Source organism: Iamia sp. (assembly GCF_035575815.1).
In the GTDB taxonomy this organism is placed as follows: Bacteria; Actinomycetota; Acidimicrobiia; order Acidimicrobiales; family Iamiaceae; genus Iamia.
Window position 1 is genome coordinate 1 of the sequence record NZ_DATLXO010000185.1, and the last position, 24,809, is coordinate 24,809.

General features: G+C 72.7%; 25 protein-coding genes and 2 pseudogenes. 13 read left to right on the forward strand and 14 right to left on the reverse strand.

Annotated elements, in window-relative coordinates; genetic code table 11:
* Positions 1-1,443 (forward strand): potassium transporter Kup (locus VNL12_RS18830; RefSeq protein ID WP_325596599.1); only part of this gene is annotated, 1,443 nt, incomplete at its 5' end.
* A gap of 8 nt (positions 1,444-1,451) precedes the next feature.
* Here VNL12_RS18830 and VNL12_RS18835 read toward each other — a convergent pair.
* Positions 1,452-1,787, reverse strand: a complete 336-nt coding sequence (locus tag VNL12_RS18835; RefSeq protein WP_325596601.1) for an STAS domain-containing protein — start codon at positions 1,785-1,787, stop codon at positions 1,452-1,454.
* Between the two features lie 167 nt (positions 1,788-1,954).
* Between VNL12_RS18835 and VNL12_RS18840 the strand changes: the two genes are divergently transcribed.
* Entirely contained in the window at positions 1,955-3,259 is a 1,305-nt protein-coding gene (locus tag VNL12_RS18840) for a GAF domain-containing SpoIIE family protein phosphatase (RefSeq protein ID WP_325596603.1), read from the forward strand.
* A 166-nt stretch (positions 3,260-3,425) separates the two neighbouring features.
* Here VNL12_RS18840 and VNL12_RS18845 read toward each other — a convergent pair whose 3' ends face one another.
* The gene (locus VNL12_RS18845; RefSeq protein ID WP_325596604.1) at positions 3,426-4,415 is read right to left on the reverse strand and encodes an aldo/keto reductase; all 990 of its coding nucleotides are present in this window, start codon (positions 4,413-4,415) and stop codon (positions 3,426-3,428) included.
* A 107-nt stretch (positions 4,416-4,522) separates the two neighbouring features.
* Between VNL12_RS18845 and VNL12_RS18850 the strand changes: the two genes are divergently transcribed.
* Complete coding sequence (locus VNL12_RS18850; protein ID WP_325596606.1) at positions 4,523-4,876, forward strand: pyridoxamine 5'-phosphate oxidase family protein; 354 nt, start codon at positions 4,523-4,525, stop codon at positions 4,874-4,876.
* A 142-nt stretch (positions 4,877-5,018) separates the two neighbouring features.
* Here the strand turns inward: VNL12_RS18850 and VNL12_RS18855 are convergent, their stop codons facing one another.
* A complete protein-coding gene (locus VNL12_RS18855; protein WP_325596608.1) occupies positions 5,019-5,567 on the reverse strand; it encodes a hypothetical protein in 549 nt (182 codons plus the stop codon).
* Positions 5,568-5,623: 56 nt separating this feature from the next.
* On the opposite strand from VNL12_RS18855, the gene VNL12_RS18860 reads away from it, so the two are divergent.
* From VNL12_RS18860 to VNL12_RS18875, 4 genes are all read left to right on the forward strand, one after another.
* A complete protein-coding gene (locus VNL12_RS18860) occupies positions 5,624-5,863 on the forward strand; it encodes a hypothetical protein (protein WP_325596610.1) in 240 nt (79 codons plus the stop codon).
* 69 nt (positions 5,864-5,932) lie between these two features.
* Entirely contained in the window at positions 5,933-6,223 is a 291-nt protein-coding gene (locus VNL12_RS18865) for a type II toxin-antitoxin system prevent-host-death family antitoxin (RefSeq protein WP_325596612.1), read from the forward strand.
* Positions 6,220-6,654, forward strand: a complete 435-nt coding sequence (locus tag VNL12_RS18870) for a PIN domain-containing protein (RefSeq protein ID WP_325596614.1) — start codon at positions 6,220-6,222, stop codon at positions 6,652-6,654. The genes VNL12_RS18865 and VNL12_RS18870 overlap by 4 nt, the downstream gene beginning before the upstream one ends.
* A 55-nt stretch (positions 6,655-6,709) precedes the next feature.
* Entirely contained in the window at positions 6,710-7,537 is an 828-nt protein-coding gene (locus tag VNL12_RS18875; protein ID WP_325596616.1) for a hypothetical protein, read from the forward strand.
* Positions 7,538-7,604: 67 nt separating this feature from the next.
* Here VNL12_RS18875 and VNL12_RS18880 read toward each other — a convergent pair whose 3' ends face one another.
* The gene (locus VNL12_RS18880; protein ID WP_325596618.1) at positions 7,605-7,856 is read right to left on the reverse strand and encodes a hypothetical protein; all 252 of its coding nucleotides are present in this window, start codon (positions 7,854-7,856) and stop codon (positions 7,605-7,607) included.
* Here VNL12_RS18880 and VNL12_RS18885 point away from each other — a divergent pair.
* Complete coding sequence (locus tag VNL12_RS18885; protein ID WP_325596619.1) at positions 7,855-8,991, forward strand: hypothetical protein; 1,137 nt, start codon at positions 7,855-7,857, stop codon at positions 8,989-8,991. The two genes, VNL12_RS18880 and VNL12_RS18885, sit on opposite strands and share 2 nt — an antisense overlap.
* A 105-nt stretch (positions 8,992-9,096) precedes the next feature.
* Here VNL12_RS18885 and VNL12_RS18890 read toward each other — a convergent pair whose 3' ends face one another.
* From VNL12_RS18890 to VNL12_RS18910, 5 genes and pseudogenes are all read right to left on the reverse strand, one after another.
* Positions 9,097-9,378: a DUF2277 domain-containing protein gene (locus VNL12_RS18890; protein ID WP_325596621.1), complete on the reverse strand. Its 282-nt coding sequence runs from the start codon at positions 9,376-9,378 to the stop codon at positions 9,097-9,099.
* A 24-nt stretch (positions 9,379-9,402) separates the two neighbouring features.
* Positions 9,403-9,636: pseudogene (locus VNL12_RS18895) on the reverse strand (pirin-like C-terminal cupin domain-containing protein); the annotation flags it as partial.
* Positions 9,637-9,721: 85 nt separating this feature from the next.
* Positions 9,722-10,591 carry an LLM class F420-dependent oxidoreductase gene (locus tag VNL12_RS18900; protein WP_325596623.1) on the reverse strand — a complete coding sequence of 290 codons (870 nt, stop codon included), beginning with the start codon at positions 10,589-10,591 and terminating at the stop codon, positions 9,722-9,724.
* 131 nt (positions 10,592-10,722) lie between these two features.
* The gene (locus VNL12_RS18905; RefSeq protein ID WP_325596625.1) at positions 10,723-11,928 is read right to left on the reverse strand and encodes an amidohydrolase family protein; all 1,206 of its coding nucleotides are present in this window, start codon (positions 11,926-11,928) and stop codon (positions 10,723-10,725) included.
* Between the two features lie 66 nt (positions 11,929-11,994).
* Positions 11,995-12,315 carry a glutaredoxin domain-containing protein gene (locus VNL12_RS18910; protein WP_325596627.1) on the reverse strand — a complete coding sequence of 107 codons (321 nt, stop codon included), beginning with the start codon at positions 12,313-12,315 and terminating at the stop codon, positions 11,995-11,997.
* A gap of 113 nt (positions 12,316-12,428) precedes the next feature.
* Here VNL12_RS18910 and VNL12_RS18915 point away from each other — a divergent pair, with 113 nt between their 5' ends.
* Entirely contained in the window at positions 12,429-13,676 is a 1,248-nt protein-coding gene (locus tag VNL12_RS18915) for a hypothetical protein (RefSeq protein WP_325596628.1), read from the forward strand.
* Positions 13,677-13,822: 146 nt separating this feature from the next.
* Positions 13,823-14,554 carry a Stf0 family sulfotransferase gene (locus VNL12_RS18920; protein WP_325596630.1) on the forward strand — a complete coding sequence of 244 codons (732 nt, stop codon included), beginning with the start codon at positions 13,823-13,825 and terminating at the stop codon, positions 14,552-14,554.
* A 41-nt stretch (positions 14,555-14,595) separates the two neighbouring features.
* Here the strand turns inward: VNL12_RS18920 and VNL12_RS18925 are convergent, their stop codons facing one another.
* The 4 genes and pseudogenes from VNL12_RS18925 to VNL12_RS18945 form a co-directional block, all read right to left on the reverse strand.
* A complete protein-coding gene (locus tag VNL12_RS18925; RefSeq protein ID WP_325596632.1) occupies positions 14,596-15,828 on the reverse strand; it encodes an SWIM zinc finger family protein in 1,233 nt (410 codons plus the stop codon).
* On the reverse strand, positions 15,828-18,680 hold the full coding sequence (locus VNL12_RS18930) for a DEAD/DEAH box helicase (RefSeq protein WP_325596634.1): 2,853 nt from the start codon (positions 18,678-18,680) through the stop codon (positions 15,828-15,830). The genes VNL12_RS18925 and VNL12_RS18930 overlap by 1 nt, the downstream gene beginning before the upstream one ends.
* Positions 18,681-18,869: 189 nt before the next feature.
* Positions 18,870-19,707: pseudogene (locus VNL12_RS21065) on the reverse strand (pirin family protein).
* Between the two features lie 189 nt (positions 19,708-19,896).
* Positions 19,897-20,817: an alpha/beta hydrolase gene (locus VNL12_RS18945; protein WP_325596638.1), complete on the reverse strand. Its 921-nt coding sequence runs from the start codon at positions 20,815-20,817 to the stop codon at positions 19,897-19,899.
* 161 nt (positions 20,818-20,978) lie between these two features.
* On the opposite strand from VNL12_RS18945, the gene VNL12_RS18950 reads away from it, so the two are divergent.
* Positions 20,979-22,367 carry an MFS transporter gene (locus VNL12_RS18950; RefSeq protein ID WP_325596640.1) on the forward strand — a complete coding sequence of 463 codons (1,389 nt, stop codon included), beginning with the start codon at positions 20,979-20,981 and terminating at the stop codon, positions 22,365-22,367.
* 301 nt (positions 22,368-22,668) lie between these two features.
* Entirely contained in the window at positions 22,669-23,322 is a 654-nt protein-coding gene (locus tag VNL12_RS18955; RefSeq protein WP_325596642.1) for a DUF429 domain-containing protein, read from the forward strand.
* Between the two features lie 45 nt (positions 23,323-23,367).
* On the opposite strand, the gene VNL12_RS18960 is transcribed toward VNL12_RS18955, so the two are convergent.
* Complete coding sequence (locus VNL12_RS18960; protein WP_325596644.1) at positions 23,368-24,234, reverse strand: hypothetical protein; 867 nt, start codon at positions 24,232-24,234, stop codon at positions 23,368-23,370.
* Positions 24,235-24,396: 162 nt separating this feature from the next.
* On the opposite strand from VNL12_RS18960, the gene VNL12_RS18965 reads away from it, so the two are divergent.
* Positions 24,397-24,809: amidase family protein (locus VNL12_RS18965; RefSeq protein ID WP_325596646.1), on the forward strand; the 413-nt coding region annotated here is incomplete at its 3' end.

The window sequence follows — 24,809 nt, forward strand, 5'->3', positions numbered from 1 at the left end:
CCCATCGCGGTGGTCATCCTGATCGGCATCTTCGCGTTCCAACGTCGGGGCACCGCCGCCATCGGCCGGGTGTTCGGTCCGGTGATGACGGTCTGGTTCCTCACCCTCACGGTGCTCGGCCTCACCCAGATCGCCCGGAACCCCGGGGTGCTCACGGCGGTCAACCCGATCAACGCGGTCTACTACTTCCAGGCCAACGCGTTCACCGGCTTCTTGGCCCTGGGGGCGATGTTCCTCGTGGTCACCGGGGGCGAGGCCCTCTACGCCGACATGGGCCATTTCGGCCGCCGCCCGATCCAGATGGCCTGGTTCGTCCTGGTACTGCCGGCGCTGGTGATCAACTACTTCGGCCAGGGCGCGCTGCTGCTCGAGGAGCCCGAGGCGATCGACTCGCCGCTGTTTCGCATGGCGCCGGAGTGGGGGCTGTATCCCATGGTCGTGCTGGCCACGGTGGCCACCGTCATCGCCTCCCAGGCTCTGATCTCGGGCGTGTTCTCCCTGACCATGCAGGCCATCCAGCTGGGGTACGCACCTCGGCACCGGATCCGCCACACGTCGGCCGACGCCTTCGGGCAGGTCTACCTGCCGGTCATCAACTGGGCGCTGATGGGGGCGTGCATCGCCCTGGTGATCGGCTTCGGCTCGTCGGCCCGGTTGGCGGCCGCTTACGGGGTGGCCGTCACGTCGACCATGGTCATCACCGCCCTGCTGTTCTACGTCGTTCTGCGCGAGAAGTTCCGTTGGACCAAGCCCCCGGCGATGGCGCTCTGCGGTGCGTTCCTCGTGGTCGACGGTGCGTTCTTCGGGGCGAACCTGTTCAAGATCCCCGCCGGGGGCTGGTTCCCCCTGGTCGTGGCGGCCGGGATGTTCACCCTCATGACCACGTGGCACACCGGGCGGCGCATCGTCGCCGATCGGGTGCGGCGCAACGACATCTCCCTGGCGAAGTACATCGACGGGCTCCACGCCTCGACCCACCCGCCCCGACGGGTGCCGGGCACTGCGGTCTACCTCTTCTCCACGCCGGGGCTGACCCCGCCGGCGCTGATCGCCAACGTGCGCCACAACGACGTGCTCCACGAGCAGGTCGTCGTGCTGTCGATCGAGACGGCCCTGACGCCGCGGGTGCTGCCGGCCAAGCGGGCGACGGTCACCTCGCTGGGCGAGGGCATCTCCCAGGTCGTGCTGCGCTACGGCTTCATCGAGGACCCTGACGCCCTCGAGGGGCTCCGGCAGGGCGCGGCGTCGAGGCTGCGCGTCGACCCGTCCACCTCGGCGTTCTTCCTCGGGGCCGAGTCGCTCTCGGTCACGCGCGACAAGGGCATGGCCACGTGGCGGGAGCACCTCTTCGTGTTCCTCACCCGCAACGCCACCCCTGCGGCGGCCTACTTCGGCCTGCCGCCGGACCGGACCATCACGATCTCCCGGTCGGTCGGGGTCTGACCTGTCGGCTACTCCTCCTCGTCGAGCGACGAGTGGTGGATCGGCAGGGCCTGGTCGAGGGCGGTGATCTGCAGCAGCCGCTGGACGTGCGACGGGACGCGGGTGAGGCGCAGCTCGCTGCCCACCTCGCGGAGGTGCCGCTGGGTGGCGATGAGGGTGCCCAGGCCCGCGGAGTCGATGAAGGTCAGAGCCTCGAAGTCGAGCACCACGATCACCGACGGTCGGGTGGCGAAGGGCTCGAGCGCCTCCTTCACCTGGGTGGCCGTGGCCGCATCGACGGCCCCGTCGAGTGAGATCAGGACGAGATCCTTGCGGAGGTCGTCCACGTGGACGGCGAGTGTCATGGGAACCCTGGGGTCGGCGGCGGCGTGATCCGCGCCGAAACTACTGCGGAGCCCGGCCCACGAGCACCCTCGGACCCCTCCTGGCCGGGACCTCACCTCTTCGGGTGAAAGGCGACGAGACTCGGGCGCCGCCGAGGGGTTCCGACGTAGGGTGCCGCGTGCAGACGATGACGGGAGGTCCGGTCCGCGACGAGGCTCGGCTGCGGGCTGTGGCCGAGACCGGGCTGACGGGCCGCACCGGGGAGGCGGCCTTCGACGAGCTGGCCGCCGCCGCCGCGGGGCTGCTGGAGGCACCCTTCGCCGTCTTCACCGTCGTCGACGCCGAGCGCACCTGGTTCGCCGGTGCCTTCGGGCTGCCCACCGACGCCGAGCGGGGGCGGGCCGTGCAGGACTCGTTCTGCAAGCTCGTCGTCGGCACCGGTGAGCCGGTGATCATCAGCGATGTGAGCACCGACCCCCGCACCGCGGACGACCCTGACCTCCGTGCTGGTGCTGCCGTGGCGTGGGCGGGGTTCCCGGTGCGTGACGCCGCCGGCCAGGTGCTCGGCGCCCTGGGCGTGGTCGACGAGCGACCCCGGACCTGGTCAACGCCCCAGGTCGAGTCCCTCCGGGTGCTGGCCCGGGCCGCGGCCGACCAGGTGCAGCTCCGCCAGGCCCTTCGCGCCGAGCGCCACGCCCGGGCCGATGCCGAGCAGGCCTGGATCGAGGCCGAGACGGCCCGGGTCGACCTCCAGGGGGCCCGGGCCCGCGAGCACCAGGTCATCGACGTGATCCAGCGCTCGCTCCTGCCCCGCGTGTTGCCCGACGTGCCCGGGTTGGTGACGTCGGTGCGCTTCGAGGTCAGCAACGACGCCGCCGGCATCGGCGGCGACTGGTACGACGTGATCCGCCACGACAGCGAGGGCACCACGTTCATCATCGGTGACGTGTGCGGCCACGACGTCGGCGCGGTGGCGGTGATGGCCCAGGTGCGCCACTACCTGCACCTGCTGGCCCTGCAGGCCGCCCACCCGATCGACGCCCTCGCCGAGCTCGACAGCCTCATGCTCGAGCAGGACTTCGACCGCTTCGCCACCGTCGCCTTCCTGTCGTGGGACGCGCCGAGCCGGGAGCTCACCTATGTGAGTGCCGGACACCCGCCGCCGATCCTCGTCCGAGCCGACGGCTCGGCCACGTTCCTCGAGGGCGGCCGCCGCCCGCCGGTGAACATCGGCTTGGTCGCACCGACGGTCCCCGACCCCGGGTTGGTGCACCTGTCCTCGGGCGACACCGTCGTGCTCTTCACCGACGGGCTGTTCGAGGCGGGGGGAGCCACCTTCACCGACGGGCTCGAGCGTCTGCGTCGGGCGGCGTCGGCGGGTGCTCCCGGGGCGACCGGGCCCGCAGCGCTGTGCGACCGTCTCCTCGCGGCCATGCGGCCCGCGTCGGGGTGGCAGGACGACGTCGCCCTGCTCGTCGCCCGCTGCCCCTGACGCTCAGAACGCGCGCATCGGGCGATGTACATGGTCCACCCTTGAGCTGCCGATGGGGGTGTTCTGAGCGCTTTCGGCGGCTTCGGCACCGAAAGGCCACCCGTTCTGTCGGTGAGGGGCGCCCTCCGCCGGGTGGTGGATGGTCAGGTCAGCACTCACATCGGGCTCAGCGGGGCGTCTTGGCCCGCTGGTGGCCCGAGACGGGGTGGGCGGTGTAGGGCTCCTCCAGCTCGGCGATCTCCTCGGGCGTGAGCGCGACCGACAACGAGGCCAGGGCGTCGTCGAGGTGCTCGGGCCTGGTCGCCCCGACGATCGGCGCCGAGATGGCCGGGTGCGATGAGACCCACGCCAGCGCGACCTGGGCCATGGGCACGCCCCGGGCCCCGGCCACCCGGGCCACCCGCTCGACGATCGTCCGATCGCCGTCGCGGTAGAGCGCACGGCCGAAGGCGTCGTTCTCCGAGCGGGTGGTCGTCTCGTCCCACGGGCGGGTCAGGCGGCCGCGGGCCAGGGGGCTCCAGGGGATGACGCCGACGCCTTGGTCGAGGCACAGCGGCAGCATCTCGCGCTCCTCCTCGCGGTAGAGCAGGTTGTAGTGGTCCTGCATGGTGGCGAAGCGGGTCCACCCGTTGACATCGGCCACGTGCTGGGCCTTGGAGAGCTGCCAGGCGTCCATCGACGAGGCTCCGATGTGGAGCGCCTTGCCCGCCTTGACCAGACCGTGCAGGGCCTCCATCGTCTCCTCGATGGGCACCGTCGGGTCCCACCGGTGGATCTGGTAGAGGTCGACGTGGTCGGTGCCGAGCCGGGTGAGGCTGGCGTCGATCGCGGTGAGGATCGCCTTGCGCGACAGCCCGCCCCCGTTGGGTCCCGGCCGCATTCGACCGTGGACCTTGGTCGCCAGCACGATCTCGTCACGGCGGGCGAAGTCGCCCAGCGCCCGGCCGACGATCTCCTCGCTGGTGCCGTCGGAGTAGACGTTGGCGGTGTCGAAGAAGTTGATGCCGGCCTCGACGGCCCGCTGGATGAACGGGCGGGCCCGGTCCTCGCCCAGGCTCCACTCGTGGGCGCCTCGGTCGGGCACGCCGTAGCTCATGCACCCGAGGCAGATGGGGGAGATGTCGAGCCCGGTGCCGCCCAGCTTCACGTGGTCCATGTCGGTGTCATCCTCGTCGTTGCGTGGGTCCGAGTGTGCCTCCGCCACCCCGGCGGTGGGTCATCGCCTCTCCGGCGGATGCCTCGCCCAGGCGCGACCATGGCACCATGAGCATCAAGGTCGAGCTGGACGACGTGGCCGCCCGGATCGCCAATCGCGAGGCAACGGCCTACCTCGTCACCATGGGGCGCGAGCGTCCTCACGTGGTCTCGGTGACCCCGGCGGTCGGCGACGGGACCATCGTCGTGGGCGCCGGACGCAAGACCGTGGCCAACGTCGCTGATCACCCCGAGGTCACGCTGCTGTGGCCCACCGACGCGAGCGACGCCAAGCACAGCCTCCTCGTCGACGGCACCGCAACGGTCACCGACGCCGGCGAGACGCTCACCGTCTTCCCCACCAGCGCCATCCTCCACCGGGTCCGCCCGGGGTCGGGCGCCGAGGCCGGCCCCGCCTGCTGAGGCGCCCGTCACGAGTGGATCCGGCGTGCCGGTCGCGCCCTTGACTGGGCGGAGCGGCCCAGGCGGCACGACGCGAACGTCACCGGTCGACAGGCGAGGCGCCCGGCCATCAAGGTGAACCTCCAGGGGCAGGGCCAGGGCGTCACGTCGCCGCGTCACGAGGGTGATGCCCGGACGGGTACGACTGTTGGGCGGACGTGGGTGTCGAGCGCGCCGCCACGCCGGTGACGAACTCGGCGACCAGGTGCGCCAGGGCGGACGGGCTGCGGAGGGGAGGAGGTGGTCGTCGCCGTCGACGGTGGCGATCTCGGCGAACGGGAGCAGGGCGGCGATCCGGGCGACGAGGCGGTGGACCGGTGGCGGGCTGGCGCCTCCCTGTACCAGCAGGGTCGGTGCCCCGATCGTGGCTTGCGACATTCGCGTCGAAGTTCCACTGGGCCATGGCGATGATCTCGTCGGTGAAGAAGAACCGGGACTCGCGCTCGGCCCGGGCCGGGCCGCCCGGGCCGAGCGCCTCAGCGAGCACGCGGCGGTGATCGGGACCGCAGATGACTTCCATGAACGACTCGAACGCCGCGGTCACGTCCCTGGCGCCGGCCGCCGCGATCGCGCCGCCGATCACAGGCCCGACGGCGGTGTGCAGGAAGTCGAGGTCCACGCGATCGGCCAGGGTGTCGATCAGCGCCAGCACGAGAGCACCAGGACGAGTGGCCCGTCGTCCGCGACGCGGCGGCCACCGACGCGGCGATGGCTGAGCAGTGGGCGGTCAACGAAGCCCAGCGCCTCACCGCGTTCGGGCTCTTCGCCCAGCTCCTCGCGGACCGCCACGCCCTCAAGCCCGGCCTCTCGGTGGGCGAGGCGACCGATCTCGTCTTCGCGCTCAACAGCATCGAGGTCTACCTCCTGCTCACGGCCACCCAGGGCTGGACGCCCGAGAGGTGGGAGCAGTGGCTGGCCCCGGCCCTGGTGGCCTCGCTTCTCCGGTGATGATCGCCAGGCCGGCCGCTCGGGCCCGGGGCTGTAGCATCTCGTTTGTCGAGGTGCTACAACAGCCGGATGGGGAGCGACCGTGAGTTCGGGATTCGGGACCTCAGGAACCACACGTCCCGAGTCATCGAGGCAGTGGAGCAGGGCGACGCCGTCTATCTGACTCGTCGGGGTGAGCGCATCGCCCGTATCGAGCCCGTCCGGCCGGACGGCGGAGCGACCGGTTGGGGGGCCAGGTTCCTGAGCCGACTCGATGCCACCGGGGTCCCTGACCTCTCGGACCTGAGGTCACTTTTCGATGGAGATGACCTGGCCACCATCGAGACGGAGCGCGGCGTGCGGGAGGTCGTCGAGGAGTGACCTACCTCCTCGATACCAGTGCGTTCCTCTCCCTGATGGAACGAGAGAATCAGAGCATCCGCGAGATCGTCAGGAGTGTCGAGAGACGACTCCCCCGTTCCATGGGCGTGATGGGCGAGCTCATCCACGGTCGAGAGGTGGACCCGACGAACCTCGAGCGCCGCGCAACCGTGGAGATGTACCAGGAGCTGACCGAGTGGACATCGGGGCATCCATCGGTGTTCCTGGCCGCTCGGTACGGGGAGATCAGCGCCGTTGCGTCGAAGGAGAAGCTGAAGATCGGTCAGAACGACCGTTGGATCATCGCTGAGGCCGCGGACCTCGGAGCGAACCTGATCACCTTCGATCAGGTTCAGGCCCAGGTCGCTCGCAAGTGCATCGCCCGCGGCCGATCACCTTTCGGGGTACGGCTTCTCGGCGGAGAAGGATGACGAGCTCGACCTGGGTGGCCGCTCGGCGAGGAGCGCAAAGGGGAAGACTGCACCGATGCTCAATCGCACCGGCAGCCCCTGGCTCATCGACCGTGGCGTGGCGCGCGACCTCGCCGCGCTCGTCGGGTGGGCGCCCGGCACGGGGGCGACGGCGCTCGTCGGCGCCCTGGCCGAACAGGTCCCTTCCGGCACCCTCGCCAAGCGGGCGGCGGTGGCCGCCGGCGAGGTCCCGCCGGGAGCGGATCCCGAGGCGATCGCCCGCCGCATTGTCGATGACCGGAACTCGGGTCGGCCCACCCCGTCGTGGTCGTGCTGGGCGCTCTGCACGGTCATGGCGGCCCTGGTGGCGACGCTCGACGGGGTTCCCGTGCGGGTGGCCGCCACGCGCCGCATCGACGACGGCTCGCCCCCGGTGGACCTCCACTCCGTCGTCGTAGTCGACGCCACGATCTGCGATCCGTTCTTCGCCTCGGTGGTGCCGGGACCGGGTGTCGACGAGGTCGTGGGGGTGCACCGTGGCAAGTGGTCCAGGCGCACCGACGAGGCCGACGGACGGTGGTCGTTGGAGGTCGGCGACGGTCGCTGGCCACGCCGCCTCGCCTACCGCCTGGTCGCCCCGACCCTCGATGGCGATGACGTGCGGGCGCTCTGCGCCGTGTCGGTCACCCACTCCGGCGCCCCCACCGGGCCCACTGCCGCGCTGTGGCGAGCGGACCGGGCCACCGACGTGTGGGCCCACGCCGTGGGCGGGGCGGAGGTGCGCGAGTGGCGCCGGGACGCACCGGACGCGGTGTGGGAGGGCGCAGAGACCCGCAGCTCGCACCCGACGTGGGAGGCCGCGGCGGCCGACTTCGCAGTACGCACCGGCATCTCCGTGGCGTGAGCAGCGTCCGAGCCGGGTTCGCGAGGCTCGGCCCCTCCTGCACCGGGGGAGGGACCTGGCGCGACTCTCAGGCGTCGAGCGTGGCCCGGGCGGCGAGAGCGGGGGTGTGGAGGTCGCGCTTGAGGGCAGCCAGACTGCGGCGGTCCTTGCCGGCGCGCGCCTCGGCCTGGGTCCATGGCGACGTCCATGAGGCCAGCCTCGGGCACCGCGGCCTGCACGATCCCGGCGTGGAGGGCAGCGTCACCGGGATCGCGGTGCCGGTGCGGAGAATGTGACTATTTCCTTTCAAACCCACCAACATGATAGGAATAGACGTCATGACCGGCCGGGGGCAGCCCACCACCTCGCATGTGACCGGGCGCGAGCTGCCCTCGGAGGACCTCGTCGTCCCGGTCGACGCCGCCCACGCCCGGCCCCTGCCCCAGCGCGTGGCCTACCTGGTGGCGGGGATCGCCCTCTTCGTCGTCGCCCTGGGCCTGATGAAGGAGGGCGCCACCGCGCTCACCCCCTCACTGGAGGGCTCGATCTTCACCGACGAAGCGCGGAGCACCCTCGGCCTCGGGTGGTTGGGGTCGTGCCTGGTGCTCTCGGGGTCGCCGGTGGCGGCCTCCTCGCTCGCGCTGCTCGACGGCGGGGCCATCGACCGCACCCAGTCGTTCACCATGCTCACCGGGTCCCGCCTGGGTGCTGCGTTCGTCGTCCTGGTCGTCGGCGTGGTGTACGCCCTGCGCCACCAGGACCAGGGGCGGCGGCGGGCGCCGGTGTCGATCGGCGTGCTGTCGCTGCTCATGACCGCGGTCGTCTACGTCCCCGGGGCGATCGTCGGCTACGTGCTGCTCGAGCGGGGCGCGTTCGACGGTGTCGACATCGGCACCTCGCCCCGGCTCACCTCGCTCACCGACAGTGCGTTCGGTGGGCTCGTCGACGCGGTGACCGACGTGGCCCCGGGGTGGACGCTCTTCCCCCTCGGCTTGGGGATCCTCCTGCTCGGGTTCCAGGCCGTCGATCGCGCCCTGCCGGTGGTGCACCCGGATCGCCTGGGCGACGGCGCGGAGGGCTGGTACACGCGCCTGTGGCCCATGTTCCTGGTGGGGTGCGTCGTCACCCTCCTCACCTTGTCGGTGTCGGTGTCGCTCACCCTCCTGGTGCCCCTGGTGGCCAAGGGCCACCTGCGTCGGGCCAACACGTTGCCCTACATCGCGGGGGCCAACATCACGACCCTGGCCGACACGCTCGTCGCCGCCATCCTCATCGGCAACCAGGAGGCCGTGCGGGTGGTGGTGGCGGTGACCGCCGTGGTCACGGTGTGGACCGTCTTCCTGCTCATCACGGCCTACCCGTTGCTGCGCCGGGTGCTGCTCGGCGTGGCCCGCCGCATCCTGGCCTCGAACCGTCGCCTGGCCGGCTTTGCCGCCGCGCTCTGCCTGGCCCCCGCCCTGCTCATCGCCCTCTGAGGCCCTGCCCACTGGACCTCATCGGATCCGAGCGAACCCTCGAACTGGTCGCGGATCCCGTCCTTCGCGCGATGGCGATCGCGACCAGAACCGGGCGGGGCGGCGCTACTGCGCCCGGGCCTCGGCGGCGGCCAGGCGGGCCCGCACCTCGGGGCGGCGTAGCGGCGGCACTGTCGGCGGGGGCTGCTTGCGGGGAGGGAGATCGCCCAGCAGGGCGGCGGTGGCCACGGCGACGGCGCGCACGGCCTCGTCGAAGGCGTCGCTGGTGGCCTCGGTCGGGGCCCTGACGCCACTGACCTTGCGCACGTACTGCAGGGCGGCGGCGTCGACCTCCTCTGCGGTCGCGGGCGGCTCGAGGCCTCGCAGGGTGGTGATGTTGCGGCACATGGGCCCAACGCTAGGACGGCGGGCTCACCTCTGCGCCGACGCCCGGCGTCGCAGTCCGACCGGCGGTATCGACGCCACCCGGGGCAGCGTGCTGGCCACCGACCCGAAGCGGTCGGAGCCCGCCTGCCAGTCGTCGTGGGCGGCCTGCACCTCAGCGGCCGTGCGGGCCACGTAGTTCCACCACATCATCGGCGCGGCCTCGAAGGGCTTGCCGCCGAGCAGCAACAGCCGGGCGCCGTCCTCGGCGGTGAGGGGCCCCGATGAGCGCTGACGGCTCCGCGGGCTCCGCCGTCAGAGGGCCCGTGTGGTGTGGTTCGCTCGCGGTGCTCGCTCATCGGAGGGATCAGGCCAGCGTGCTGGGCCTGATGACCTTCTCGCCGAAGGCGGCGAGGGACTCCACGGTGTCGCGCCGGTAGAGGAACGACGGCACGACCACGCGGTCCACGCCCTTGGACCGCAGCTCATCGACCGCGCCGAGCGGGTCGTCGCCCATCACGCCCGCGTCACCGGCGGTGATCTCGATGGCCCCAGGGTCGCGGCCCACATCGACCGCGGTCTGGCGGACGATGTCGATGAGCTCGGCCAGGTCGCCCTTGCCCGGGAAGAAGCCGTCGCCCAGGCGCCCGGCCCGCTCGGCGGCGATGCGGGTGTGGCCGCCGATGTGCACCGGCACCCGGCCCCGCACCGGCTTGGGGTTCACGCTCGCCCCCGCGAAGCGGACGAACTCGCCGTCGTGCTCGGCGTGATCCCCGTCCCAGAGGGCGCGCATGGCGGCCACGTACTCGTCGGTCCGGGCGCCGCGGCGGGCGAAGGGAACGCCCAGGGCGTCGAACTCCTCCTCGAGCCAGCCCACGCCGATGCCCAGCTCCATGCGACCGCCCGAGAGGTGGTCGATGGTGGCCAGCTCCTTGGCCAGGATCACCGGGTTGCGCTGGGGGAGGATGAGGATCCCGGTGCCGAGACCGATGCGCTCGGTGACCGCTGCGACCCACGTGAGCCAGACGAGCGGGTCGGGCAGGTTGACCTCGGGGGCCATCGCCATCTTCCCGCTCTTGTCGTAGGGGTACTCGCTCTCGTAGCCGTCGGGGTAGATCACGTGCTCGACGGTCCACAGCGACTCGAAGCCGGCGGCCTCGGCCCCCTGGGCGAGCTGGACCAAGCCCTTGCGCTCGGCGAACTCCATGGTGTTGGCGAAGATGATCCCGAACTTCACGGCGCCTCCTGCCGGTCGTCGGTGACCCTAGGCCAGTGCGCCGAGCCGCCGCCCCGGCCCGCCTACGCCGTTCTCTGGACCGAAGACCACCTCGGTGGCGGACATCGGTCCAAGGTTCGCTCGTCTGGACCTCAGGCCGCGAGGGCCGCGGCGGTGCCCATGAGGTCGCGGAAGTTGTCGCAGTAGAAGCGGCGCCGCACCTCCTCCGACGCGTCGCCCAGGCTGGCCTCGAAGCGCTCGATGGGCCGGCGCCCGCCCTCGACGTGGGGGTAGTCCGAGGAGAAGAGGCACACGTCGGGGCCGGCTTGCTCGGTGATCCAGCCCACGTCCTCGGTGGGGTACGGCGTGAACCGCACCTGGCGCGCGACGTACTCGGTCGGCCGGAGCGACAGGGCCCGCAGGCGCTCCTCGTGGCGACCGAAGGCCTCGAAGGCGGACTCCATCTGGCGGGTCCACGACGGCACCCAGATCGCCCCCTGCTCGATCACGCCGACGCGCAGCTCCGCGAAGCGCTCGAACACGCCGTCGAAGATCATGGTGGCGAGGGTCTGGGCCGGCGGACCGGGGATGCCCATGTAGTCGACGGAGCGGAAGTTCTCCTCCCCGCCGTGGAAGTCGGGCGGGACGGGCCGGCCGTTGTCGAAGTAGCCAGGATCGATCAGGTCACCGGTGCCGCCGACGTGGAACACGACGGGGATCCCGGCTTCCTGGGCCCGGGCCCAGACCCCGTCGAGGCCCACGTGGCTGGGCGAGTGGCCCGGAGGGCACCCGGATGCGACGAGCAGGGCGGCGGCGCCCATGGCGATGGCCTCGTCGGCCATGGCCGACGCCCGGTCGATGTCGACCAGGGGCACGTAGCACGACGGGAGGAGGCGGTCGTCGACCGAGCAGAACTCGACCATGCCGCGGTTGTGGGCCCGGGCGGTGCCGTAGGCCAGGTCGAGGTCGCCGCCGTGCTCCCAGTCGTGGAGGCGGCGGTTGTGGAACGTGTTGAACACGAGCTGGCTGGAGAACCCCAGCAGGTCGAGGGCGCGAGGCCGGTCCTCGGCCAGGAACGCGCCCGTGGCGGCGAAGTTCTTGCGCCGGACGATCTCGGCCTCTTCCTCCGCCCGGTACTCCTCGGACCGGTGCCGTTCGGTGAGGCGGTCGAACGCCACTGCGAGGTCGGCCTGCTGCTCGGTCGGGTCGCCGGTCTGGCGCAGCTCGTTGCCTCCCGGGTACCGCAGCGGCGGAATGCGGTCGCGCAGTGCCGGGTCCGCGTGGTCGCGGAGCCACGTCGGCGTCTCCATGATGTGGGCGTCGGCGTCGTGGACGATGCGTCCGGAGCTGTACGGCATGTGGGGCCCCCTGGCCGTTGGTCGCCACCCAGTCTGGCCAACGGCGTCGGGCCGTGCTCGGCGGAGTCAGCGCCTCCAAGGGGCGCGATGAGGCGGTTCCTCGGGCGCGGTGGCCTCGATGCCGGCCTCGGCGGCCAACGCGACCACCGTGCCGGCGGGAGGGTTGACGAGGAACTGCCCGGCGATCGCGACCGTGGGCACGGTCTCGTTGCCGTTGGCCGCCGCCCGGACCTGGGCCGCACCGTCGGGGTCGGACCAGATGTCGACCTCGCGGGTGGGCAGGCCGGCCCGCTCGAGCCCCCTCCGCAGCGAGCTGCAGAAGCCGCACCCCGGCCGCCAGTAGACGACCACCTCGGGCGCGGTTTGACCGGTCGCGTCGGGATCCACGAGGGGGTCAACCGCAGCGGTCGGCTCGTCCTTCCCCGGACCGACGGGTTGCTGATCGACGGGTCATTCGAGGGCCACCCCCGCTCACCTGGACACCTGTCTACACTCCGGTGATGCCCCGGCCGCCCGCCCTCTGCGAGCTGTCGCTCGATCAGCTGGCCGTCCTCGTGCCCGAGCTCCTGCTGGCCGGCCACCTCATCGACCGGGCCGGCATGCCGCATGCCATCGCCGCCTTCGGGCGCGACGGCATGCGCAACATCGCCATCGAGGAGTGGATGGGCGCCAGCCCCGTCTACACCAAGCGGATGCAGCGGGCGCTCGCCTTCGAGGGTGACGGCGTCGAGACCATCTTCAAGGGGATGCAGATCGACGTCGGCGCCCCGCCGCAGTTCATGGACTTCCGCTACCGGCTCCACCACCACGACCGGGGCGAGTTCTGGCTCGACCACTGCGGTGCGCTGATGGACGTCGAGCCCATGGGCGACGAGTACGTAGTGGCCATGTGCCACGACATCGAGGATCCCACCTTCGATGCCACGGCCGTCGCCACCAACGCGAGGGCCCAGGTGCGCCCGATCCACCGCCCGCCCCGCCGCCCGGCGGACCGCACCCCGCACTGCGCCTGGAACGTGATCATCGACGAGTCGCACCCTCCGCTCCCGGTCCCCGAGCAGGCCCATCGCATCGCCGCGACCCGTGCCGCCCGGGTCGAGCTCGACCCGATCGACCCCGACGAGCCGGGCGGGTCGGACTACTCGGGCCCGCTGGTCGACGACCTGCGCTTCGCCGACTGGTCGCGCTCGGCCCTGGTGCGCATCGCCGAGGAGGTCAGCCTGCAGGGCCACCTCCTGGCCCTCTCGTTCCTGATGGCCCTGCGAGCCCGAACCGATGACGAAGAGCTCGTCCTCGCCATCGGGCGCCAGCAGCTGACGGGTGTCGCCGGCCTCGTCGCCGAGCGCCTCCGCGTGGCCCTCGACCTCTCCGGCGACCTCGACGGCGCCGCCGCGGTCATCGCCGTGCACCCGGCCTTCGGGCCGCGCGCCTACGTCGACATCGACGTCGAGCTGACGGACCGCCTGGTCGTGCGCCTCGGGCCGGGCGGCGCGGCGCGGGCGGACGGGGCCTGGCCGTCGCTCATCGACGCCGATCACCTGGAGCCCTTCGATGCCCTCGTCCGCGGCGTCGATCCTCGCCTGCGCGGCGAGGTGCTGGGCGACGGTCCCGAGGGGCTCGTGATCGAGGTTGTCACCGACGACGAGCCGGCTCGCGAGGCCGACGAGGTCGCCCTCACCCGGTTCAGCACGGGGGCCGACTTCACCTTCGCCGAACGAGGGACCCCCGTCGCCCTCCGACCGACCTGACCGCCGCCCGGGGCCTCCAGGCGCCACCGGGTCATCGGCGTTTCGGCCGCGGTCGTCGGGGGCAGTTCGTGCCAATGGATCCTGACGCCCGCGGACCGGATCCGACCGGGCTGCTGTCGATGGGGCCGGGGCCGCGGTGGTCGTCGATGACCAACGACGACTACGACCTCGCCGGTCCCGAGCTCGACTGCGAGCGGGCCGTCGACGTGCCGCTGCGGACCTATGCGCTCTGCAGCTCCCCCCGCTCGGGCAGCACGCTTCTGTCGGAGGCCCTGACCTTCCTCGGTTCGGCCGGCGCTCCGATCGAGTACTTCGACCCCACCAACGCCATGCGAGTGGTGTGGCGGCGGTGGGGCTGCCGCTCGCTCCCCGACTACATCGACTCGCTCCACCGCCACCGCTGCTCCTCGGACGGGACCTTCGGGGTGAAGGTCCACTGGTTCCAGCTCGTGAGCGTGGCGCGGGCCCTGACCGGCCGCCCAACAGGTCCGGTGCCGACGCCCGACCTGGCCCTCACCTTCGATCGGGTGGCGCCCGGGGCGGTCGTCATCCGGGTGCTGCGGGAGGACCGGGAGCGCCAGGCCCTCTCCTGGGCCCGCGCCGAGCGGACCGGGCACTGGCGCGCCACCCCCGGTGACCCACCGTCATCGGCGCCTGCGATCCCCCCGGCCGAACGCGACTACTTCCTCCGTCGCCTCATCGAGGAGGAGGCGGCGTGGACGGCGCTGCTCGATCGCGTCGGCGCCGTCCCACTGGTCGTGCGCTACGAGGACCTCAGCGATGACTTCACCGCCACCGTGAGGGCCACGGCGCGCCACATCGGGTGCCCCTCCGATGTCGACATCGCCCCACCCCGACTCGTGCGCCAGAGCCACTGACGACGCGCTCGACGGTCCTCGATGTGCACGGCCCGCTCGCCTCAGGTCTGAATGGTCACCAGGTCGTCGGGGTGCTCGGCGCCGGGTGCGGTGATCTCCCAGCGCCCGCGACGCTTCTCGAACCGCCACCATCGGCCCGCCCGGTCGAGCCGGAGCTGCACCGGCCCCGCGGTGATGCGGTTGGACGAGACGGCGACCTTGGCGCCCGTGGGCAGAGCCTCGACCACCGCGGCGCGGGCGTCGACCATCGCCGCGACCGGCGGACGCCACGGGTCCTCGTCGAGGACAGCGAGGGCGACGTATCCACCGTGGCGCCAGGCGATGGCTCGGCGGGCGAGGTCGACCGGAGCGGTGCCCGACGAGCGGGCCAGGGCGGCGAACTCGGGGACGCGTCCGAGCACGACCGCCGCCCGGCGGGCCAGATCGGCGTCCGCGTCCAGGCCCAGCCCGGCATCGGCCTCGCCCCGCAGCTGGGCCCAGGCCCGCTCGGCGGCGTCGGCCGCGAGGACGTGGAGGCCCTCGGCGGTGAACGGCGCGCCGTCGGGCGGGTCAGTCGGCCACATGGCGGGGGCGCCGGGTCGGGCCGGCACCGATGGCGTCGGGGCGCCGGTGCCCCCGTTCCGGTCCGCGGCCTCGGCGCGGCGTTCTGCGGCGCGCCGCCAGACGTCGCGCGCGACCTCCCCATCATCGGCGGGGACGGACCCGGCGCCCTCGTTGCCGCCAGTGGCGCCCTGGGGTGACGATCCGGCCCGACGGTGGGCCCGGAGCTCGGCCAGCAGGGCGTCGCGCGGGCGGCCCCGCACCGCGAACAGCGTGAAGGGGTCGTCGTCGAGGGCGTCGGCGACGAGGTAGCACACGGCGGCCGCGTGCTTGCAGGGGTCGGCCCAGTCCGGACAGGTGCACCGAGGCTGGAGGTCGCCGGGGCCGGGCATGAGGTCGACGCCGGCCTGGGTCGCGTCCTCGGCGATGGAGGGGTCGAGCTCACCTTCCAGCAGGGCGGCGGCGTGTCCGGCCCGCCCGGCGATGGTGGCCACCACCCGGTCCCACTCGGCGTCGCCGTAGGTGCGGACACGGATGAGCACCCGGTAGCGCCCGGGCCGGTTGCCCCGCACGAAGGCGGTGATCTCCCCGGGGGCGAGGTGGAGGTTCGACACCCGGTCGTGACGGGCGTAGGTGCGCCCCCGGGGCAGGCGGTTGGGGTCGAGGCGGGCCCGGTTCTCCAGGGCGTCGATCCAGGCCCGTCCCCACCACGTCTGACCGAACCGGCGGGCCATCAGTCGCCGTCCTCGACGTCGCCCAGCTCGACGAGGGCCCGCAACGACCCGTCGTCGAGATCGGACACCCATCCCTCCCCCGAGGTGATCACTGCGTCGGCGAGGGCCCGCTTCTTGTCGAGCAGGGCGGCGATGCGGTCCTCGACAGTGCCCTCGCACACCATGCGGTGCACCTGCACGGGTCGGTCCTGCCCGATGCGCCAGGCCCGGTCGCTGGCCTGGTCCTCCACCGCCGGGTTCCACCACCGGTCGTAGTGGACGACGTGGGTGGCGCGGGTGAGGTTCAGCCCGGTGCCGCCGGCCTTCACCGACACCACGAAGATGTCGAGCTCGCCGGCCTGGAAGGCGTCGACCATGGCCTGGCGCCGGGCCACCGGGACGCGGCCGTGGAGGAACGCCACGCGCATCCCGCGCTCGGCGAGGTGTCGTTCGAGGATGAGGCCCATGGCCACGTACTGGGTGAAGACCAGGGCGGCATCGCCCTCGGCCACCACGGTGTCGAGCAGCTCGGTCGTGGCGTCGAGCTTGCCCGACCGTCCCTCGACCGGCGCGCTCTGGCCCAGGTAGTGGGCCGGGTGGTTGCAGATCTGCTTGAGCCCGGTGAGCAGCTTGAGCACCAGGCCCCGCCGGGCGATGCCGACGGCCTCTTCGACCTCGACCATGGTGGCGGTGACCATGGCCCGGTAGAGGGTGGCCTGCTCGGTGGTGAGGGGCACGACGCGGTCGGTCTCGGTCTTGGGCGGCAGGTCGGGGGCGATGTCAGGGTCCGACTTGCGCCGCCGGAGCAGGAACGGGCGCACCAGCCGGCCGAGAGCATCGGTCGCGTTGGGGTCGCGGTTGCGCTCGACGGGCACCGCGACCTCCCGTCGGAAGCGCTCGAGGGGCCCGAGGAGCCCGGGTGTGGTCCAGTCGAGCAGGGCCCACAGGTCGACGAGGCGGTTCTCGACCGGCGTACCGGTGAGGGCGAAGCGGGCGTCGGCCGGGATGCGCCGCAGGGCCCGAGCGGTGCGCGACAGCGGGTTCTTCACTGATTGGGCCTCATCGGCGGCGACCAGCCCCCAGCCCGCGGCGGCCAGGGTGTCGGCCTCGCGGCGCACGACGCCGTAGGTGGTGAGCACGATGGCGTCGTCGGCGAGGCCATCGAGGCTCCGTCCCGTGCCGTGGTACCGCCGCACCGGGACGGTGGGGGCGAAGCGGGCCGTCTCCCGGGCCCAGTTGCCGAGCACCGAGACCGGGCACACCACCAACGTCGGGCGACCGAGCGGACGCCGGTGCAGGTGCAGGGCGAGGAGCTGGAGCGTCTTGCCCAGGCCCATGTCATCGGCGAGCACGCCACCCAGGCCGAGCTCGGCCATCTCCGCGAGCCAGGCCACCCCGCTGTGCTGGTAGGGCCGGAGCTCGGCGTGCAGGTCGTCGGGTGGGGCGTAGGCGGACCGGTCGCCGACGGCGCCGAGGCGCGTGGCCAGGGTGGCGAGGGGGCCCTCGACCACGGCGTCGATCGCCTCACCGTCGACGAGGAGGCTGCCGCCCAGCGCGGCGGCGAGGGCGGCACCGGTCGTGACCTGACGACTCTGGCGGAGCCGGGCCAGGCGCTCGGGGTCGGCCCGCACCCAGCGGCCCCGCAGGCGGATCACGGACTGCTTGGCCGTGGCCAGCTGCTCGAGCTCGGCCTCGGTCAGCTGCTCACCGTCGAGCGTCGCCTGCCAGCGCAGCGTGCACAGGCTGCCGAAGTCGAGGCCGGCCCCACTGTCCGCGTTGGGCACCGGGGTCGACACGGTGGGCGTGAGGCGCACCGTGTCGAGCACCCCGGCCGGCCACAGCACCTCGATGCCGCTGCCGGCGAGCTCGTCGGCCGTCGGGCCCAGCAGGTCGGCGACCTCGTCGCCGGAGAGGGTGATGCGGTCGGGGCGGGCCTGGTCGAGCAGCGCCTTGAGCGGGGGCCAGGCCCGGGCGCCCCGACGCAGACCGAGCAGCACCGCCGTCTCGACGTCGGGGCCGAACCGGCGCAGCACGGCGTCGGGGGCGACCCACAGGTCTGCGGCGTCGAGCACCAGGCTGGCATCGCTCATGCTCGCGACCTGGAGCACTCCGACGAACTCGGCGCGGCCCGCCTGGTCGGTGTCGTCGGTGTCGTCGGTGTCGTCCGCCTGGTCGGCGGTCGGATCGACACCGGCTCCGGCTCCGGCTCCGGCGTCGAGGCGGAGGGCGATGGCGATGTCGGTCGCCGCCGCGGTCGCGGTGGTGGCCAGCCACTCGCCGGCGTCGCGGACCGAGGTCGGGGCGTGGGCGGCGAAGGCGAGCTGGCCCGCCGCGGTCGGTGCCGCGGCGGTGCGGACGTAGGCGTCGGCCACCGCGTCGCCGAAGCGGTCGAGCAGCCACCGGGCGGAGGTGACCCGGACCGGCGGCCCGACGCGGTGGACGGTGCAGTGTGCGGCGGGCGGCAGGGTGGCGGCGACGACGAAGCGGCGGGCGGCATCGGTCGGGTCGAGCGGACCGAGGCGCCACCCGTCGGTGCCGTCATCGGCGGCGGCGGGCAGGAGGCGCCCCCGGCCGATGAGCGAGAGGGCGTCGCGGGTGGCCTCGGCCCAGGCGTGCACCGACTCCCCGCACGGCGCATCGGCGGGCAGGTCGACGAGGGCGTCGATGGCGTCGGCCAGGTCGACCCACCTCACGGGCACCTCTCGGCGCCGGATCGAGCGGCCGGCCGGGACCACGAGGGTCATGGTGTCGGTCCGACGGTCGGTCTCGGCGCCGGGCCCGGCGGGGTGCCAGAGAGCCAGCCGCCCGTCGCGCGCCGGCGTCGCGGGCACGAAGACGGCCTCGATCCCGGGCTCGGTGAGGGTGACCGGCATGGCGTCCCACCCTACGGCGGGGGCGCAGCCGCCTCGTCACCTCGTCGATGCGCGAGACGCAGATCACGTCGGAACCCGGGACGTCGCCGTCGTCGTCGTCCAGGGTCACCACCGCGGCAACGAGGCGGGCGCGACGCAGCGCGACGAGGTGCTGGTGGCGACCGCCAGCGGACGGTCACGTCGCGCCGATCAGTGCTCCACGGGCTGGGGCTCGAGCTCTTCGACCCGGCCGTCCGCGTGGCGGGCGAAGCGGCCCTGCGCCGGAGGGTGGACCGGGTCCTCGTCGGCCCACGGCCAGCCGCCGAACTGCGTGGCCTGGTAGTCGTCGAACGCCTGGCGGATCTCGTCGTCGGTGTTCATCACGAACGGGCCGTGGCGGGCCACGGGCTCACCGATGGGCCGGCCCTGGAGCATGAGCACCTCGACGCCTTCGGGGCTCGAGAGCTCGATGTCGCCATCGCTGCGGACCACCGCGCCGGTGTCCACCGTCAGGTCCTCGTGGTGGCCCTCGATGCGCAGCGCGGTGCCGTCGAAGATGTAGAGCGTGCGCACCGTGTCGGTGCCGGCGGCGCGCGGCAGGGTCCAGCGCGCACCGGGCTCGAGGCGGAGGTGCCAGATCGCCACATCGGTCTCGGAGCGGCTGGCCCACGAGCTCGGTGGCGGGGAACATCTCGCTGTGCGAGATGCCGGCGCCCGCGGTGAGCCACTGCACGTCGCCCCGCCCGAAGCGGGCCGCGGCCCCGAGGGAGTCGGCGTGGTCGATGAGGCCCCGGCGCACGTAGGTCACGGTCTCGAAGCCGCGGTGGGGGTGGGGCGGGAACCCCGGGACCCGGCGGCCGTGGTACATCCGCCAGCCGTCCCGGCCTTCGAAGTCCATGCCGATCGGGCGCCCGTCGAGCGACGCCTCAGGCCCCAGCTCGTCGTTGCCGGCGGGGTAGGCGTCGTCGTGGTGGGCGCAGAAGAGGAAGGGGTCGATCGTCGGCCACTGGGGCCCGAGCGCAACGGTCTGCAAGACGGGATCAGCCATGGACCCAAGGCTACGGACGCCCCGCAACCTCCGGTCGGGGCCCACCGGCCAGCCGGGAGGGAACGTGGGGGCGCGGGCGCCCAGATCGCCGACCGGTCCGGGTCCGCCGGCGAACTGGTAGGGAACGTGGGGGCGCGGGCACCCAGATCGCGTACCAGTACGGGGTCAGAGGGTCTGTGAGGGGTGAGCTCAGCGGCGGCGGTGGGGCTCGGAGTGGTCCCAGTCGGCGAGCAGGGCGCGCAGCGCGGTGAGCAGGATGAGCGGTTCGTCGAGCATCGGGTGGTGGCCTGCCTCGGGGATCTCGATCACCGTGGCGACCCGGCCCAGCTGCTCGTTCATCGACTCGCCGATGTCGCGGGTGACGAGGCCGTTCTCCGAACGCAGCAGGGCGAATCGGGCGACGACGCGCCGCAGGTGAGGCAGGGCGATGGCCCGGATCGAGCCGCCGGCGAACTGGGCGAACACGCCCCGGTCGAACTTCCACGCCACGCCGCCGTCGACGGGGGTGAGCGAGCGCCGCCCGACGTGGTCCATCACGTAGGGCAGGTACCGGGCCTGGGCGGGGACGGTGCGGAACCGGGCCAGGCCCTCCTCGACCGAGGCGTAGGTGCGCGGCGCCGAGCCGAAGGCCTCCTTGAGGCGGTAGGACACCACCTCGGGGTCGGGCTCGGTCACCGGGGAGTCGCAGATGACCACCCCCGAGACCCGGTCGGGGTGCAGGGCGGCGGTGGCGATGGTGACGAAGCCGCCCATGCTGTGGCCGACGATGACGGGCAGGCCGACGATGCCGGCCGCGTCGGTGACGGCCATGACCTCGTCGGTCCACTGCTCGAAGTCATAGACCTGGCGGCGGTCGCTGTCGCCGTGGCCGGACAGGTCGACGGCGACCACCCGGTGCTCGGCCGCGAACGGGGCCGCCACGTGGGTCCACCAGTGGGCGTGGGCGCCGCCGCCGTGGACGAAGACCAGGCCCCGTCGGCCCGGCTCACCCCAAGCGAGGTAGTGGATGGCGCAGCCGTCGACCTCCACCACCTCGTCGGTGAACGGCACCGCCAGCGCCCGTCGGAACCAGTCGGGGGATTCCGGGTGGGGGACCGGCTCGGAGGTCATGGGCGGGGACCATAGGAGGTCGGGCCCCCGACGGCGCCCGGGGCTCGGACGACGCCTGGCGGACCGGGGGGCACACCCCGGACCGCCAGGTTCTTGCACGGCTAGTGTGCGAACTTGCCCGCAGGCCCGGCCGGAGCGTGGAGCGCCAGACCATGACAGCAGTGAGCCCCGACGGTACCCGGCGGCGCTTCCCCCTCTGGCCCCTCGCGGTCATGGCGCTGGTCAGCCTCGTGGACCAGATCGACGTGTCGGTGGCCCGAGGGGTGCTCCCGGTGCTGGAGAAGGAGTGGGACCTCAGCAACACCGAGCTGGGCCTGATCTCCTCGGTGTTCGTCTTCGTGAGCGCTCTGGCCGCCATACCCGCGGGCTGGGTGGCCGACCACTACCGCCGCACCCGGGTCATCGGCTGGACGCTGCTCAGCTGGAGCGGGCTGATCCTGCTCTCGGCCACCGCCGTCAACTACGTGAACCTGCTCGTGGCCCGGGCCGCCATGGGCATCGGCCAGGCCGTCGACGACCCGGCGTCCACGTCGCTCCTCGGCGACAGCTATCCCTCGCGCATGCGGGCCCGGGTGTTCTCCTGGCAGCAGGTCAGCTTCTTCCTGGGCGGGGGCATCGGCCTGGCCCTCGGCGGCTGGATCGGTGAGACGCTGGGCTGGCGCTGGGCCTTCGCCATCGTCGGGGTGCCCGGGGCGGTCATCTCGGTGCTGGTGTTCAAGATGCGCGAGCCGCGCCGGGGCGAGGCCGAGCTGCCCGAGGCGATGAGCTGGGAGGAGATCGCCGCCCTGCCCCCGAAGCCGAGCAACCGGATGTCGGGCGCCCAGGGCCTGAGCTTCGGCCAGTTCGCTCGCCTGGCGGTCACCGAGCTGACGAGCCAGCTCAAGATGATCCTCGGCATCCGCACCATGCGCTACGTGCTCATCGGGGTCGCGGCGCTGCTCTTCACCGTGTCGGGCATCGGCACCTGGTTGGCGATCTACCACGAGCGCTACTCGGGGTTGTCGATCGGGGCCGCCACCGGCGTGACCGGCGGCCTGCTCGGCATCGGTGGCCTCATCGGCACCCTCGCGGGCGGCACGTTCTCGGACCGCTACCACCACCGGTGGAAGGGCGGGCGCATCGTCATCGTCGTCTGGTCCTCGGTCACCTGTGCCCTGCTGTTCATGGTGTCCTTCGCCGTCGACCCGGTGCCGCTGCGCCTGGCCCTCCAGTTCCTCGGCGTGACCGCCGCCGCCGGGGCCGCGCCCGGCCTGCGGGCCGCGATGATGGACGTGATGCCGCCCGAGTCGCGGGGCGTGGGGGCGTCGGCCATGGCCCTCACCACCTCGGTCTTCGGCCAGGCCCTGGCGCCCGTCCTCGTCGGCACGCTCGCGGATCTCACCGGCTCGCTCGTCGCCGCGTTCTACATCGTGTTCCCCCCGGTGATCGTCGGTCTGCTGCTGCTGCTCCGGGCCCGCCACACCGTCGAGGCCGACGCCCAGGTGATCATCACCGCCATCTACGAGGAGAACCAGCTGCTCGAGGCCGAGCGCACCCAGCTCTCGCCCTGAGCGCGCCGGGCCGGCACCGACCGCCCGAGCACAGCGCCGAACTGGTCACGATCTCGGGGGTCCTGGCGCCCGGATCCCTGACCAGTTCAGGGCCCTCAGCGAAGTGGTCACGATCTCGGGGGTCCTGGCGCCCGGATCCCTGACCAGTTTCAGGGGCTCTAGGTTCCGCTGGGTGGTGCGCATCCTCGGGGTCGACCTGGCGGCCCAACCCGAGACGACCGGTTGCGTGGTGCTGCAGACCGCAGGACCTCACCGGTGGTAGGCGGTCGAGCTCGACGGGCCGGCGACCGACGATCGGCTCGTGACCGCGGCGCGAGAGGCCGCGGCCGTCGGGGTCGACACCCCGCTCGGTTGGCCTGTCGCCTTCGTCGAGGCGATCACGGCCCACCAGGCGTTCGGGACGTGGACCGGCGGCGTCGACCGCCGGTCCCTCACCCACCGGGTGACCGACCGGGTGGTGGTCGCTGCCGGCCAGGGGCGACCGCTGTTGGTGTCGGCCGACCGCATCGGCTCGCCGGCCATGCGCGGCGCCCTGCTCCAGCACCGGTGGGCCACCGAGGTCTGGGGGCGGCCCGAGGGGCGCGACGGCAGCGGACGCCTGGTCGAGACCTACCCGGCGGCGTCGCTGCGGGCGTGGGGCATTCCGGCGGCGGGCTACAAGCGCTCGGGGGCCGCCGCGGCGCCGGCGGCGCGCCAGGTGCGGACCGGCATCGTCGAGTGCATCGGCGCCACGCTCGCCGGGTGGCTCGACCTCGACGCCGTGGTGGCGCGCAGCATCGCGTCGGACCACGTCCTCGACGCCCTGCTGTGCTGTCTCACCGCGGTGGCCAGCCGGGCCGGGGCCACCGGGGGGCCCACCGCGGGCGCCGAGGCCGAAGCGGCCCGGGTCGAGGGCTGGATCCACGTCCCGATCGCGCCGCTGGCCGACCTGGGTCCTCCCGACCGGGCACCGTGAGCGCAACGCGTCCGGCGGGCGTCGATGCCCGCCGGACGCGACGCGCTACACCCCGACGAGCGCCAAGGCGTTGCCGGCACGTGTGACGACCGTCGGGTTGCCCATGTAGTTCGACGACCCGGTGTGGGGGACCTTCGAGTAGATGACCTTGCGGGCCGTCGGCACCGACATGTAGGTGGCCGACGACGCCGACACCACGGAGTCACCGTTCGACCCGATCACCGTGAAGTCCGTTCCGCCGACCCCTTGGGGGTTGCCGTTGCGGTTCAGCCAGGCGATGTCCGACGAGCTGGGCTTGAGCGAGCTGCACTGACCCCACAGGCAGAAGTTCGAGTACCAGGCCGCACCCTTGTGGGGGCTGCCGAGGGTGACCACGTCCTCGACCCGCAGCGGGGCCGAGAAGCCCGACTCGCGGATCGACGAGCCGTAGACGGCGCCCCGTGCGACGTTGCCGCCCATCGAGTAGCCGACGATGTCGACCGCCACGCCCCGAGAGGTGTAGGTGCTGTAGACATACTGGGACAGGGCCTTGGAGATCGTCTTCCAGGACGAGGAGTTGCCGACGTTGCCCCACGAGCGGAGGTTGACGTTGCAGCCGGTGTTGCCGGAGTAGTAGCCGACCTTCACGAACGGCCCGGTGAAGCCTTCGCTGCGCATCTGGGAGATCATCCGGTCGAAGGTGCTGGTGCAGCTGGTGTCGTTGTTGAAGCTGTAGCCGTGGATCAACAGGACGGGCCGGGTGCGATGCGCGGCGCCGGCGGGAGCGGTGACCGTGCTGCCGACGCCGAGCGAGGCCACGAGGGCGAGGATGGCGAACAGCAGGAGCGATCGGCGGGTGAGTCGGGTGGTGCGGGGCAAGGGTGTGAGCACGGTGACCTCCATGGTCTGCGGCGCCGGTGTGACCGGCGACACGGCGCAGTCTGCCCCATGGAGGTGTCCCCGTGATGACATCGGCCCGACCCGCCGATGGAGGGTGGGTGATGTCGAGCTCATCGGGAGCTCGGAGGGGGCCGTCGGGGTCGACGCCGCAGGTGGATTGGGGATCGTCGGCGGCGTGCGGGCGAGAATGGCGCCGTGACCGACACCCCGTGGCAGAACGATGCGTGCTCCCTCGTCGATGCGTTCCGGGCCGGTGTGCGCTCACCGGTCGAGGAGCTCGACGCCACCCTGGCTGCTATTGCGGCCTCCGACCTGAACTGCTTCGCCCACATCGACGAAGAACGGGCCCGGAGGGTGGCGACGAACTCGGACCTGTCGTTGCCCTTCGGCGGTGTGCCCACCGGCATCAAGGAGCTCGAGCCCGTCGAGGGCTGGCCCGACACCGGCGGGTCGCTGGTGTTCAAGGACCGCGTCGCCGGCCACACCGCCCACAACATTGCGCGCCTGTTCACCCGCGGAGGGGTCACGCCGGTGGGCCTCACCACCTCGAGCGAGTTCGGCGGGCTCAACGTGAGCGTCACCAAGCTCAACGGCGTCGCCCACAACCC

Coding starts and splice junctions, on each gene's coding strand:
- VNL12_RS18875 (WP_325596616.1), top strand. CDS start 6,710: ATGCTCAATCGCACCGGCAGCCCCTGGCTCATCGACCGTGGCGTGGCG.
- VNL12_RS18920 (WP_325596630.1), top strand. CDS start 13,823: ATGACCAACGACGACTACGACCTCGCCGGTCCCGAGCTCGACTGCGAG.
- VNL12_RS18915 (WP_325596628.1), top strand. CDS start 12,429: ATGCCCCGGCCGCCCGCCCTCTGCGAGCTGTCGCTCGATCAGCTGGCC.
- VNL12_RS18885 (WP_325596619.1), top strand. CDS start 7,855: ATGACCGGCCGGGGGCAGCCCACCACCTCGCATGTGACCGGGCGCGAG.
- VNL12_RS18845 (WP_325596604.1), bottom strand. CDS start 4,415: ATGGACCACGTGAAGCTGGGCGGCACCGGGCTCGACATCTCCCCCATC.
- VNL12_RS18880 (WP_325596618.1), bottom strand. CDS start 7,856: ATGACGTCTATTCCTATCATGTTGGTGGGTTTGAAAGGAAATAGTCAC.
- VNL12_RS18890 (WP_325596621.1), bottom strand. CDS start 9,378: ATGTGCCGCAACATCACCACCCTGCGAGGCCTCGAGCCGCCCGCGACC.
- VNL12_RS18925 (WP_325596632.1), bottom strand. CDS start 15,828: ATGGCCCGCCGGTTCGGTCAGACGTGGTGGGGACGGGCCTGGATCGAC.
- VNL12_RS18905 (WP_325596625.1), bottom strand. CDS start 11,928: ATGCCGTACAGCTCCGGACGCATCGTCCACGACGCCGACGCCCACATC.
- VNL12_RS18865 (WP_325596612.1), top strand. CDS start 5,933: ATGGGGAGCGACCGTGAGTTCGGGATTCGGGACCTCAGGAACCACACG.
- VNL12_RS18945 (WP_325596638.1), bottom strand. CDS start 20,817: ATGACCTCCGAGCCGGTCCCCCACCCGGAATCCCCCGACTGGTTCCGA.
- VNL12_RS18840 (WP_325596603.1), top strand. CDS start 1,955: ATGACGGGAGGTCCGGTCCGCGACGAGGCTCGGCTGCGGGCTGTGGCC.
- VNL12_RS18860 (WP_325596610.1), top strand. CDS start 5,624: ATGGCTGAGCAGTGGGCGGTCAACGAAGCCCAGCGCCTCACCGCGTTC.
- VNL12_RS18835 (WP_325596601.1), bottom strand. CDS start 1,787: ATGACACTCGCCGTCCACGTGGACGACCTCCGCAAGGATCTCGTCCTG.
- VNL12_RS18850 (WP_325596606.1), top strand. CDS start 4,523: ATGAGCATCAAGGTCGAGCTGGACGACGTGGCCGCCCGGATCGCCAAT.
- VNL12_RS18930 (WP_325596634.1), bottom strand. CDS start 18,680: ATGCCGGTCACCCTCACCGAGCCCGGGATCGAGGCCGTCTTCGTGCCC.